Below are 14088 nucleotides of genomic sequence, written 5' to 3' on the forward strand. Positions count from 1 at the left end.
AATTAATCGATATTATTCGATAATTTCAGATACAACTCCGGCACCTACTGTTCTACCGCCTTCTCTGATAGCGAACTTAAGTCCTTTTTCAATAGCGATAGGTGTGATAAGTTCGATGTTAAATCTAGCGTTATCACCAGGCATTACCATTTCTACTCCGTCTTCTAGTGTGATGTTACCAGTAACGTCTGTAGTTCTGAAATAGAATTGTGGTCTGTAACCGTTGAAGAATGGAGTATGACGTCCACCTTCTTCTTTAGTTAGAACGTAAACTTCTGCTTTAAATTTAGTGTGTGGTTTGATTGTCTTAGGTGCAGCAAGTACTTGACCTCTTTCGATTTCGTCTCTTTGAACACCTCTTAGTAATAGACCAACGTTATCTCCAGCTTCTGCTAGGTCTAGTAGTTTGTGGAACATTTCAACGCCTGTTACTACTACGTCTCTGATTTCAGTTGTTAAACCAACTAGTTCAACTGTATCTCCAACCTTAACTGTACCTCTTTCTACTCTACCTGTAGCAACTGTACCTCTACCAGTGATTGAGAAGATATCTTCTACTGGCATTAGGAATGGTTGATCTGTAGCTCTTTCTGGTTGAGGAATGTATTCGTCAACTTCTTCCATAAGTTTCACGATCTTATCTCCCCAAGGTCCGTCTGGATCTTCAAGAGCTTTAAGAGCTGAACCTACAACGATTGGAGTGTTGTCTCCGTCGAAATCGTATTCGTTAAGAAGTTCTCTAACTTCCATTTCAACTAATTCGATAAGTTCTGGGTCGTCTACTTGGTCTTCTTTGTTTAGGAATACAACGATCTTAGGTACACCAACTTGTCTAGCAAGTAGGATGTGCTCTCTTGTTTGAGGCATTGGACCGTCTGCAGCAGATACTACTAGGATAGCGCCGTCCATTTGAGCAGCACCAGTGATCATGTTCTTAACGTAGTCGGCGTGGCCTGGGCAGTCAACGTGTGCGTAGTGTCTCTTAGCTGTTTCATACTCAACGTGAGAAGTATTAATTGTTATACCTCTTGCTCTTTCTTCTGGAGCCTTGTCGATATTTGCATAATCAACGAATTCTCCTGTACCGTTTCTCTTATTTAGTACTAATGTTATAGCTGCTGTTAATGTTGTTTTACCGTGGTCAACGTGACCGATTGTACCAATGTTAACATGTGGTTTTGTTCTTTCAAATTTTTGTTTAGCCATTTTTTACCTCCTATAAAAAATTATTTATTTCCAATGACTTTTTCTAATATGCTGTTTGGAACTGGATCGTAGTGATCGAATTGCATTGAGTAGTTAGCTCTACCTTGTGTGTTACTTCTAAGGCTTGTTGCATATCCAAACATTTCTGAAAGTGGAACGAATGCTCTAACGTGTTGTGCTCCGTTATCAAGTTCCATACCTTCAATTCTACCTCTTCTTGAGTTTAAGTCTCCGATTACATCTCCCATGTATTCTTCAGGAGTTGTTACTTCAACTTTCATCATAGGTTCAAGAAGTGTAGGTGATGCTTTCTTAAGAGCATCTTTTATTGCCATAGAACCGGCAATCTTAAATGCCATTTCTGATGAGTCGACTTCGTGGTATGAACCATCGTATAAAGTTACTTTTACGTCAAGTACTGGATAACCAGCTATGATACCTGATTGTAATGCTTCTTGTATACCTTGATCAACTGGTCCAATGTATTCTTTTGGAATAGCTCCACCAACGATTGCGTTAACGAATTCGTAACCTTTTCCTGCTGGTTGTGGTTCGATTCTAATTCTAGCGTGACCGTATTGTCCACGACCACCAGATTGTTTAACGTATTTACCTTCGCCTTCTGCAGTTGACTTGATTGATTCTTTGTAAGCAACTTGTGGATTACCAACGTTTGCTTCTACTTTGAACTCTCTTAAAAGTCTGTCTACAATGATTTCTAGGTGAAGTTCGCCCATGCCGGCGATGATTGTTTGACCTGTTTCTTCATCTGTATATGTCTTAAATGTTGGGTCTTCTTCAGCAAGCTTTAATAAAGCTTGAGTCATCTTATCTTGTGAAGCTTTTGTCTTTGGTTCTATCGCTACTGAGATAACTGGTTCTGGGAATTCCATGTTTTCTAGTATGATTGGTTTGTCTTCAGCACATAGTGTATCACCTGTACCTGTAACTTTTAAACCTACTATAGCAACGATTGATCCTGCGTAAGCTTCTTCAATTTCTTCTCTCTTGTCAGCATGCATTAATACGATACGTCCGATTCTTTCTCTCTTACCCTTTGATGAGTTAAATACATAAGAACCGCTCTTTAAAACACCTGAGTAAATTCTTGCATAAGCAAGTTTACCAACGAATGGGTCTGTAACGATCTTAAATGCTAATGCTGCTAATGGAGCATCATCTGCTGATTCTCTTTCAATTATTTCTCCATCTCTATCTGTACCTGTAACTGGTGGTATATCGATAGGTGATGGTAAATAATCAATTATAGCATCTAGAAGGAATTGTACACCCTTGTTCTTGTATGCACTACCGCATAGAACTGGTGTTACTTGGTTAGCAACACATTCTCTTCTTAATACTTTTTTAATCATATCGTTAGGAACGTCTTCACCGCCTAGGTATAGTTCCATAACTTCTTCATCGAAATCAGCGATTTCTTCGATCATTTCTTCTCTATATTTCTTAGCTGTTTCTAAAAGATCTTCTGGGATATCTGATTCTTGAATGATAGTTCCTAGATCGTCTTCGTATAATTCAGCTTTCATTGAGATTAAGTCTATGATACCTTTAAATGTATCTTCTTTGCCTATTGGCAATTGAACAGCTATTGGATGAGCGTTTAATCTTTCTCTCATCATCTTTAGTGTTCTGTCAAAGTTTGCACCTACAACGTCCATTTTATTAACAAATGCAAGTCTAGGTACACCGTATTTATCGGCTTGACGCCATACAGTCTCGCTTTGAGGTTCAACTCCCCCCTTAGCGTCATATAAAGCAACCGCACCGTCTAGAACTCTTAGGGAACGTTCAACTTCTACTGTGAAGTCAACGTGGCCCGGTGTATCTATGATATTGATTCTATGATTCTTCCAGTAACATGTTGTTGCTGCTGAACCGATAGTGATACCTCTTTCTTGCTCTTGAACCATGAAGTCCATGGTAGCAGCGCCTTCGTGAGTTTCTCCTATCTTATGAATCTTTCCTGTATAATAAAGAATTCTTTCTGTAGTGGTTGTTTTACCTGCGTCAATATGCGCCATGATACCGATGTTTCTGACATCTTTTAGTGCAATTTCTCTTGGCACAAGTTTTCCCCCTTATTATTAATATCTATAATGTGCAAATGCTTTATTTGCTTCAGCCATTCTATGAACTTCTTCTCTCTTCTTAACAGAAGCACCTTGTCCATTGGCTGCATCCATCAACTCTTTAGCTAATCTTTCGACCATAGTCTTTTCTCCTCTTGCTCTGGAGTATTGTACTAACCATCTAATTGCTAAAGTTTGTCTTCTTTCAGGTCTTACTTCCAACGGAACTTGGTAGTTAGCACCACCAATACGTCTTGCTTTAACTTCTAGTACTGGCATGATGTTATTCATAGCCTTGTAGAATTGTTCAAGAGCGTCTTCACCTGTCTTTTCTGCAACTATATCAAATGCCCCGTAAACTATGCTTTGAGCTAAGCCTTTTTTGCCGTCAAGCATGATTGAGTTTATTAATTTTGTAACTACAACATCATTGTATCTTGCATCTGGCATTACTTCACGTTTAGGCACGTGTCCTTTTCTTGGCACTTTTTCTTCCCTCCTTAACTATCTTAGTAGATTCATTGGTACTCGGCAAATCTCTAAAAGCCGTCTAGCGCCAAAATGCTCATCATCTATTTAATGCTTTGCATTTCAACGACTAAATAATTTTTTTACTTCTTTTCTTCTTTAGGTTTCTTAGAACCGTATTTAGACCTACTTTGTTTTCTGTTTTCAACTCCGGCAGTATCTAATGTTCCTCTAATTATGTGGTAACGTACGCCGGGAAGGTCTTTTACTCTTCCACCTCTTATAAGAACAACACTGTGTTCTTGTAAGTTGTGACCAATTCCTGGGATGTAAGCTGAAACTTCATATCCGTTAACTAGTCTAACTTTAGCAACTTTTCTTAGGGCAGAGTTTGGCTTTTTAGGTGTAACTGTCTTTACAGAAACACATACTCCTCTTTTTTGTGGAGCATTTACTAAAGATTGTCTCTTCTTAAGTGAGTTATAAGTTGTATCTAAAGCTGGTGATTTAGATTTGTAAACTACTTTTGATCTTCCTTTTCTGATCAATTGATTAATCGTTGGCATCAAAGCACCTCCTTACATAAAAATTATTTTAATAAAGCAGCGGCAGCTGCATTTATTTCAATACCACAGAGCTTTCCTAACTCTTCTTTTGTGTTTATATACACAACATCTACAGATTTTTTATCTGCCTCTTCTTCGATAAGCGTTTTTATATGCTTATCAGCATCAAGAGCAATAAAAACTTGTTTAAATAAATTAGATTTTAGCCCTCTTATTACCTGTTTAAACCCAACTACACTGCTAGGCCCCAAGGTGTCGGTATCCATTAAGCATCCTCCTTTAGCTCTATTAATAGCGTGAACTTTCACGCATAACTGAATTGTACCACGCATTAAGAAAAAAGTCAAGATATTTTTGTGTATTTTAACAAAATATCTTGACTTTCTTAGCATTATTTTTATTTAATTATAAATATATTAATTATCCTTAGAAGAATTTTTATCTTTTTCTTCGTTTAATAAATTTTTTATAATTTTATCTAGTTCGATTGAATCAGAAGTATCTACGCTCTCTTCAATTTCTTCTTCATCCTTTGATTTCTTTTTGTCTTTTTCGTCTTCATCAAAGTCTTTGAAAAGGTTAGTATCGTCTATCTCTCTTCTCTTTCTCTTAAGTTCTTCTTCCATTTGTTTTTTCAAAACTGTTTCGTCTTCTTTAACTTTGATGTTTCTATACTTAAGCATACCTGTACCCGCTGGTATGATCTTACCTATGATAACGTTTTCCTTAAGTCCTACTAGCTCGTCTTTCTTGCCTCTGATAGCTGCTTCTGTTAAAACTCTTGTTGTTTCTTGGAATGAAGCTGCTGATAAGAATGAATCTGTTGCTAATGATGACTTGGATATACCAAGTAGTACTCTCTTACCTTCTGCTGGTACTTTGCCTTCTTCTTTAAGTTTTCTGTTTTCATGGATGAAGTCATATATATTTACAAGTGCTCCTGGTAAGAATGAAGAATCATTTTGTGCTTCTATCCTAACTTTCTTAAGCATTTGTTTACAGATGATTTCAATGTGTTTGTCATTGATATCGATACCTGTCATTCTATATACTCTTTGAACTTCTTTTATTATATAGTCTTCAACGCCCTCTACGCCAAGAACTTTCATAATTTCTTGAGGTGATGCGTTACCTTCTGTGATTTCTTTACCTTTTTCGATGTAGTCGCCTTCGTGAACTTTAAGTCTTGCCGCATAATTAACAGGATGCTCTACTGCTGTACCTTCTTTGTCATCTGTTATAACAACGATTCTTTGTTGTGGATCGTCTTCGTTTATTGATACAATACCTGAAATTTGAGCGATTTGTGCTTGTCCTTTTGGTTTTCTAGCTTCGAAAAGTTCTTCAACTCTTGGAAGACCTTGAGTGATGTCGTCTGCGTTGGCAACCCCACCTGAGTGGAAGTTTCTCATTGTAAGCTGTGTACCTGGCTCACCTATTGATTGAGCGGCGATGATACCAACTGATTCGCCAATATTAACATTGTTTCCTGTAGCAAGGTTTCTACCATAGCACTTAGCGCAAACGCCGTGCTTAGTTTGACAAGTAAGAACGCTTCTTACCTTAACTTCTTCTATGCCAATTTCTTGTATGAAGTGAGCTGTATCTTCATCAATAAGCTCGTCTTTCTTAACTATGATTGAACCGTCCTTAGGGTTTATTACATCTTCAAAAGCGTATCTACCGATAAGTCTTTCTTCTAGCTCTTCAAGAATTTCTTTGCCATCTCTTATAGTTCTAACTGTGTGTCCTTCATCAGTATGGCAATCGTCTTCAGTAACTATAACGTCTTGTGATACGTCAACTAATCTTCTTGTTAGATAACCAGAGTCTGCTGTCTTTAAGGCGATATCTGATAGACCCTTTCTAGAACCGTGTGATGATAGGAAGAACTCTAGTACTGATAGTCCCTCTCTAAAGTTTGACTTGATAGGGATTTCTACTGTCTTACCAGTTGATGATGCCATCAGACCACGCATACCGCCTAATTGACGGATTTGGTTCTTACTACCTCTGGCTCCAGAGTCTGCCATGATGAAGATATTGTTTAGTGGGTCTAGTGATTTCATAAGTGCATCAGTAACTTCATCAGTGATTCCATTCCAAATATTGATAACGCCTTCGTATCTTTCTTCTTCGGTCATAAAACCGTCTCTATAAGCCTTTTCGTATTTTTCAACTTCTTTTTGAGCCTTTTCAATTAGAGCAGTCTTTTCCTTAGGAACTACAACGTCCGCCATGGATATAGATACTGCTGAAAGTGTTGAGTGCTTATAACCAGTTGATTTGATATGGTCTAAAAGCTTGCTAGTAACGATGTTACCGTGCTTTTGATAGCACTTATCAAGTATAGTTCCTAAAGTTTTCTTTGAAACAACTCTGTCTATTTCAAGTGAATATGGATCTTCTTCTCTATTTACAAAGCCAAGGTCTTGAGGTATCTTCTTATTAAGAATGAATCTACCAACTGTTGATTCAACAAGTTTACCTCTATCTTCTTCATTAAGTTTTACTCTAACCTTAACTTTTGCGTGTAAATCTATTAGTCCTAATTGATAAGCTTTTATCATCTCGTCATAGTCTTGGAAAACGTGGCCTGAGCCTTTGCTTCCTTCTATGTCAAGTGTCATGTAATAGCATCCTAGTACCATGTCTTGTGATGGTATTGAAATTGGTTTACCATCTTTTGGTGCTAATATATTGTTAATTGAAAGCATTAAAAGTCTTGCTTCAGCTTGTGCTTCGATTGATAATGGTAGGTGGACAGCCATTTGGTCACCGTCGAAGTCGGCGTTATATGCTGAACATACTAGTGGATGTAATTTTATTGCCTTACCTTCAACTAAAACTGGTTCAAATGCTTGAATACCAAGTCTGTGAAGAGTCGGTGCTCTGTTTAATAGCACTGGATGATCTTTGATAACGTATTCAAGTACGTCCCAAATATCTGACTTAGCTCTTTCGACCATTCTCTTAGCGCTCTTGATGTTATGAGCCTTGCCTGTTTCAACAAGTCTTCTCATAACAAATGGCTTAAATAGTTCTAGTGCCATCATCTTAGGAAGACCGCATTGGTAGAACTTTAGTTTTGGTCCTACAACAATTACAGATCTACCTGAGTAGTCAACTCTCTTGCCTAGTAGGTTTTGTCTAAATCTACCTTGTTTACCCTTTATCATATCGGATAGAGACTTAAGTGGTCTGTTGCCAGGACCAGTTACCGCTCTTCCGCGTCTACCGTTATCGATTAGTGCGTCAACAGCTTCTTGAAGCATTCTCTTTTCGTTTCTTGTGATGATTTCTGGTGCTGATAGCTCAAGAAGTCTTCTAAGTCTGTTGTTTCTGTTGATAACTCTTCTATATAAATCGTTTAAATCGCTTGTAGCAAATCTACCGCCATCTAGTTGAACCATAGGTCTTAAATCTGGTGGTATAACTGGAAGTGCTTCTATAACCATCCACTCAGGTCTATTGCCTGATTGTCTGAATGATTCGATAGTTTCAAGCTTTCTTAAAACTTTAATCTTCTTTTGTGTTGATGCGCCTTCTAGCTCTTCTGTTAATTCTTCTGCTTCTTTATCTAGGTCTATGGCCTTAAGAAGTTCAAGAACCGCTTCTGCGCCCATCCTTGCATCAAATGAACCATAGCCAAACATTTCTATAGCTTCTGAATATTCTTGTTCATTTAAGATTTGTTTATATTTTAAGCCAGTTTTGCCTGGATCCATAACTATATATGAAGCAAAATATACAACGTGCTCAAGCTCTTTTGGTGAAACGTCAAGTACTATGGCTATCCTTGAAGGTGTTCCTTTAAGGTACCAAATATGTGTACATGGGCTTGCTAGTTCAATATGGCCCATCCTCTCACGTCTTACCTTAGCTCTTGTAATTTCAACGCCGCACTTATCGCATATCATGCCTTTATATCTAATCTTGTTGTATTTACCGCAGTGACAAGTCCAGTCTTTTACAGGTCCAAATATCTTTTCACAGAACAAGCCTTCTGCTTCTGGCTTTAATGTTCTGTAATTTATTGTTTCTGGTTTTTTAACTTCTCCCTTAGACCACTCTCTGATGTCTTGGCTTGATGCAAGGCCTATTTGAATACTGTTAAATTTATTTAATTCGAACAAATTACCTTCCTCCTTGTCTTTCTACAAAGAACTATCGTCATCTAGATCTAGGTCTTCATCAATCTCGTCGATGTCGCTGCCTATGTCTAGATCGTCGTCGATGTCCAAATCCTCTTCATCTATATCGTCTATTTCATCTAAATTTTCTTCTATATCTTCTTCAAGGTCTTCATCTGTTTCATCATCAAAATCTTCTTCGTCTAAATCTTCTTCATCATCGTCATTTAAGCCCTTTGATGATTCTTCATCGAAGAAGTTAACAAATTCTTCATCATCCTTGTAATCAGTATCCATGCTCTTGAAGTCGCCTGCAATGATTTCTCTTTCGTTCATGAAATCATCTTCATCATCAAGTTCCATCTCGTTATCGTCTTGGTCAAGTACCTTAACGTCAAGAAGTAAACTTTGAAGTTCTTTTACTAATACCTTGAATGATTCAGGTATACCTGGTTCTGGAATATTCTTTCCTTTAACTATGGCTTCATATGTCTTAACACGGCCATTGATATCATCGGACTTAACAGTTAGTATTTCTTGAAGAACATGGCTTGCACCATAACCTTCAAGAGCCCAAACTTCCATTTCCCCGAATCTTTGTCCACCAAATTGTGCTTTACCGCCTAGTGGTTGTTGAGTAACTAGTGAGTATGGTCCAATGCTTCTTGCGTGAATCTTTTCGTCAACCAAGTGGTGAAGCTTAAGCATATACATGTAACCAACCGTTACTGGATTATCAAATAATTTTCCTGTTCTACCGTCTCTTAGATAAATTTTACCGCTCTTTGGATATCCTGCTTTATCAAGTGCTTCAAGTATATCGTTTTCATTCGCACCGTCAAATACTGGTGTTGAAACGTACATACCAAGCTTTTTAGCCGCCATACCCAAGTGAACTTCAAGTACTTGTCCAAGGTTCATACGAGATGGTACACCCATTGGGTTTAGTAAGATTTGTAGTGGTGTGCCGTCTGGTAAGTATGGCATATCCTCTTCAGGAAGTATTCTTGAAATAACGCCCTTGTTACCATGTCTACCGCACATCTTGTCCCCAACGGATATCTTTCTCTTTGTAGCGATATATACTCTAACCATTCTATTTACGCCAGGAGCAAGCTCATCAGCATTTTCCCTTGTAAATTCCTTAACGTCAACTACTATGCCCGCTTCTCCGTGAGGCACCTTAAGAGATGTATCTCTTACTTCTCTTGACTTTTCTCCGAATATAGCTCTTAGTAGTCTTTCTTCAGCAGGTAAATCCTTTTCTCCCTTTGGAGTAACCTTACCAACTAAGATGTCTCCAGCCTTAACTTCAGCACCAATTCTTATGATACCGTCTTTGTCAAGGTTCTTTAGAAGTTCATCACTAGTGTTTGGTATATCTCTAGTTATCTCTTCAGGTCCAAGCTTTGTATCTCTTGATTCTGACTCATATTCTTCTATATGGATAGATGTCAATACGTCTTCATAAACAAGTCTTTCGTTAATTAATATCGCGTCTTCGTAATTGTAGCCTTCCCAAGTCATAAACGCTACCAAAATGTTCTTACCTAGTGACATTTCACCAAGGTTAGTGCTTGGTCCGTCAGCAATAACATCGCCTTTCTTAACCTTTTCTCCCGCTTGAACTATAGGTCTTTGGTTAATAGTAGTGCCTTGGTTAGAACTTGTAAATTTGATTAATTTATATGAATCAATATTTTTGTCTTTATTTTCAATAACTATGCTCTTCGCATCAACTTTTTTAACGATACCGTCATTTTTCGCAACAACACATACACCAGAGTCCTTAGCAGCCTTGTACTCAATACCAGTCGCAACGATAGGTGCTTCTGTCATAAGTAGTGGAACTGCTTGTCTTTGCATGTTTGAACCCATTAGCGCACGGTTCGCGTCGTCGTTTTCCAAGAAAGGTATCATCGCTGTACCAACTGAAACTATTTGTCTAGGTGAAACGTCCATGTAATCGATTTCTTCTTTTCTGAACATGTCCATCAAGGTATCGTTTTCAGCCTTACTTCTAGCAACTATGATATCGTTTTTGAAATATCCTTTTGAATCAATTGGTTCGTTCGCTTGAGCTATGATACACTCGTCTTCAACATCAGCGCTGATATATTCAATCTCATCAGTAACTCTTCCTGTACCTTTTTCTACCTTTCTATAAGGAGCTTCGATAAAACCATATTCATTGATCCTTGCAAATGATGCAAGTGATGTGATAAGACCGATGTTTGGTCCTTCTGGTGTCTCTATAGGGCACATTCTAGCGTATTGTGAGTTGTGAATGTCTCTTACTTCAAATCCTGCTCTGTCCCTTGAAAGTCCTCCAGGTCCTAAAGCAGACATTCTTCTCTTGTGAGTTAACTCGCTAAGAGGGTTGGTTTGGTCCATGAATTGTGAAAGTTGTGATGAACCGAAGAATTCCTTAAGAGAGGCAACTACTGGTCTTATATTGATAAGACTTTGTGGAGTAGCAGCTTCAGGGTCTTGTGTAGTCATTCTTTCACGAATAACTCTCTCCATTCTGGAAAGACCGATTCTGAATTGGTTTTGTAAAAGTTCACCAACGCTTCTTACACGTCTGTTACCTAAGTGGTCGATGTTGTCAAATTGACCAACGCCGCGCATTAAGTTGAATTGGTAGTTGATAGCACTTATTATGTCATCAATTTCAATTCTCTTTGGAGATATTTCTTTTATATTTTCTATGATTAAGTTTTTAAGCTCTTCATCATCCTTAGCTTCGTCCATAAGTTCATGCATTAATGGTGCGTAAATCTTATCCTTAAGTCCAAGCTCTTCAAAATTAACTTTTGTATCAAAAGCTTCTGGCTTAACAAAGTTATTACCTACAACTCTGATCTCTTCACCATTGTCCAAAACTATGTCGATAGTATTGACAAAATTGTCTTCAATCTTTTGCGCCATAGGTCTATCAAGAAGAGTTCCCTTTTCATAGATTAATTCGCCTGTGATAGGGTTAACTGCATCTACTGCAAGCTTGTGATTTTCAATCCTTCTTGCTATAGATAACTTCTTGTTAAACTTATATCTTCCGACTTTTGCTAGGTCGTATCTCTTAGGGTCGAAGAATAGATTATTAAGTAGTGATTTGGCACTATCTACAGCTTCTGGTTCGCCTGGTCTTAATCTCTTGTAGATTTCAATCAAAGCCTCATCTTGAGTCTTTGCAGTATCTTTTTCAAGAGTTGTCAATAAATCATTAGTTTCGCCTAATGTTTCAACAATTTCAAGATCAGAAACAATTCCTAAAGCTCTAAGAAGTGATGTGATGATAACTTTTCTGTTCTTATCAATCTTTACATATAAAGCGCCACTTGCATCAGTTTCAAATTCAAGCCAAGCACCACGGTTTGGTATGATAGTTGCGCTGTAATCAAGCTCGCCATTCTTATTGATTTCCTTCTTGTAGTAGCAGCCTGGCGAACGAACGACTTGTGAAACAACAACCCTTTCTCCACCATTGATTATGAAAGTACCCTTATCAGTCATGATAGGTATATCTCCCATAAATACTTCTTGCTCTTTAACCTCTCCAGTATCTTTATTAATCAATCTAACCTTTGCTCTAAGAGGAGCACTGTAGTTTGTATCCTTTATTCTGGACTCTTCTTCAGTATATTTTAATTCTTTACCTATACTGTAGTTAACAAACTCCAATACTAAGCTACCACCATTGTCATCAATAGGTGATATGTCATCAAAAGCTTCCTTTAAACCATCTTTTAAGAACCAGTCAAACGATGCAGTTTGTACCTCAATAAAATTTGGCATCTCGCAAGCTTCTTTTATTCTAGAATAACTCATTCTAGTTCTTTTTCCGTTTTCAACAGGATGTAGCATCCAAATATTCACCCCTTATAAAAATAACCTACTATATGTCGTACCCTAAACTAAGATTTTGAGAATAAAAACCCATTTTAAATCCTAATTATGCAATTTATAATTATATAATAAGTCAAGACAAATGTCAAGCATTTTTTTATAAATATTTAAAAATTTTTTATATTATTGCTAAAACGATTATCTTGCGAATATTTTTATAAAAATCAAAGCACGCATAAATCGACTTTTAAATTAAATATATAAAAATCATAATGCGCTAAGACTTTTAACGCAAAAAAGAACTATGAGCAATTACTCATAGTTCTCTTCTTATTATATATATAATATTTTTTAATTATTTATATTCTTTTAGAAGTTTTTTTATTTCATCAACTTTTTCTAATCTTTCCCACGGAAGATCTATATCGTCACGTCCGAAGTGGCCGTAGTTACTAATCTTGTGGAAGATTGGTCTTCTTAAATCGTAGTAGTCGATGATAAAGGCTGGACGAAGATCAAATACTTTTTCTACTATCTCTAATATTTTTGCTTCTTCGATTTTGCCTGTGCCAAAGGTATCTACGTTTATGGATATTGGCTTAGCTACGCCTATTGCGTATGAAACTTGTATTTCGCATTTATCACAAAGGCCTGCTGCTACTAAATTTTTAGCAACGTGTCTTACTGCGTATGATGCTGATCTATCAACCTTTGTAGCATCTTTTCCTGAGAAGGCTCCTCCGCCATGTCTACAGTAACCGCCGTATGTGTCAACGATAATCTTTCTGCCTGTTAAACCTGTGTCGCCTTTTGGTCCACCAATAACGAATCTGCCTGTTGGGTTCACGTAGATGATTGTTTCGTCATCAATAAGTTTTGGATCAACAACTGGTTTTATAACGTTCTCGATGATATCTTTTCTTATCTTTTCAAGACTAACGCCTTCTTTGTGCTGTGTTGATACAACTATAGTATGAACTCTCTTTGGCTTGCCATTGTCATATTCAACAGTTACTTGTGTTTTTCCATCTGGTCTTAAATAATTCAGCGTGCCATCTTTACGAACTTCAGCTAATTTTCTAGCTAATTTATGTGATAGATAAATTGCAAGTGGCATATAAACTTCTGTCTCGTTACAAGCGTAGCCAAACATCATACCTTGGTCGCCTGCACCAATTAAATCATATTTATCTTTTGAGTGCTCTTTAGTCTCAAGTGCTTTGTCAACACCTAGTGCTATATCCTTAGATTGTTCTTCGATTGATACAAGTACAGCGCAATTTTCTGCATCAAAACCGAATTTTCCTCTAGTATAACCTATGTCTGCTATAACTTTTCTAGCTACTGATTGTATATCAACATAGCAATTTGTTGTTATTTGTCCAGATACTAAAATATATCCAGTTGATGCTGTTGTTTCGATCGCGCATCTTGCTTCTGGGTCTTTTTCTAGTATCGCATCTAGTATCGCATCTGATATTTGGTCACAGACTTTGTCAGGATGTCCTTCTGTTACCGATTCAGATGTAAATAGTTTTTTATACATAATCTTCCTCCCTTTAATATTTTCTAATATAAAGCCGCTTAAAATATTTATATCGCGGCGCATCTTATAAAATAAAAAAACCTTCATAGCTGAAGGTTACATCTTCTCATCTTTCAGCTGCGCTGTAGGATTTGGCACCTTGCTAGCAGGTTGCCGGACTTCACAGGGCCTATTCCCTCCGTCACTCTTTATGAGACTTATTAAGTTCATTTCTTATTATATATATAAAA

At 37.3% G+C, this 14088-nt stretch carries 8 protein-coding genes and 1 riboswitch; all 8 genes read right to left on the minus strand.

Annotation, left to right across the window (positions count from 1 at the left end; all coding sequences use genetic code 11):
• Positions 1–12: 12 nt before the first annotated feature.
• Positions 13–1206, minus strand: a complete 1194-nt coding sequence (gene tuf, locus M1R53_RS06510) for an elongation factor Tu (RefSeq protein WP_249242433.1) — start codon at positions 1204–1206, stop codon at positions 13–15.
• Between the two features lie 20 nt (positions 1207–1226).
• The gene (gene fusA / locus M1R53_RS06515) at positions 1227–3293 is read right to left on the minus strand and encodes an elongation factor G (RefSeq protein ID WP_249242434.1); all 2067 of its coding nucleotides are present in this window, start codon (positions 3291–3293) and stop codon (positions 1227–1229) included.
• An 18-nt stretch (positions 3294–3311) separates the two neighbouring features.
• Complete coding sequence (rpsG, locus tag M1R53_RS06520) at positions 3312–3782, minus strand: 30S ribosomal protein S7 (protein WP_019214109.1); 471 nt, start codon at positions 3780–3782, stop codon at positions 3312–3314.
• Positions 3783–3907: 125 nt separating this feature from the next.
• Positions 3908–4330, minus strand: coding sequence for a 30S ribosomal protein S12 (gene rpsL, locus M1R53_RS06525; protein WP_249242435.1), 423 nt, complete (start codon positions 4328–4330; stop codon positions 3908–3910).
• Positions 4331–4353: 23 nt separating this feature from the next.
• Positions 4354–4596, minus strand: a complete 243-nt coding sequence (locus M1R53_RS06530; RefSeq protein ID WP_019214111.1) for a ribosomal L7Ae/L30e/S12e/Gadd45 family protein — start codon at positions 4594–4596, stop codon at positions 4354–4356.
• Positions 4597–4746: 150 nt separating this feature from the next.
• A complete protein-coding gene (gene rpoC / locus M1R53_RS06535; protein WP_249242436.1) occupies positions 4747–8466 on the minus strand; it encodes a DNA-directed RNA polymerase subunit beta' in 3720 nt (1239 codons plus the stop codon).
• A gap of 21 nt (positions 8467–8487) precedes the next feature.
• The gene (gene rpoB / locus M1R53_RS06540; protein ID WP_249242437.1) at positions 8488–12330 is read right to left on the minus strand and encodes a DNA-directed RNA polymerase subunit beta; all 3843 of its coding nucleotides are present in this window, start codon (positions 12328–12330) and stop codon (positions 8488–8490) included.
• A gap of 337 nt (positions 12331–12667) precedes the next feature.
• On the minus strand, positions 12668–13858 hold the full coding sequence (gene metK, locus M1R53_RS06545) for a methionine adenosyltransferase (RefSeq protein WP_070598822.1): 1191 nt from the start codon (positions 13856–13858) through the stop codon (positions 12668–12670).
• A gap of 103 nt (positions 13859–13961) precedes the next feature.
• Positions 13962–14055, minus strand: a riboswitch (SAM riboswitch).
• Positions 14056–14088 lie beyond the last annotated feature (33 nt).

This window comes from Fenollaria massiliensis, assembly GCF_023347705.1.
In the GTDB taxonomy this organism is placed as follows: domain Bacteria; phylum Bacillota; class Clostridia; order Tissierellales; family Peptoniphilaceae; genus Fenollaria; species Fenollaria massiliensis.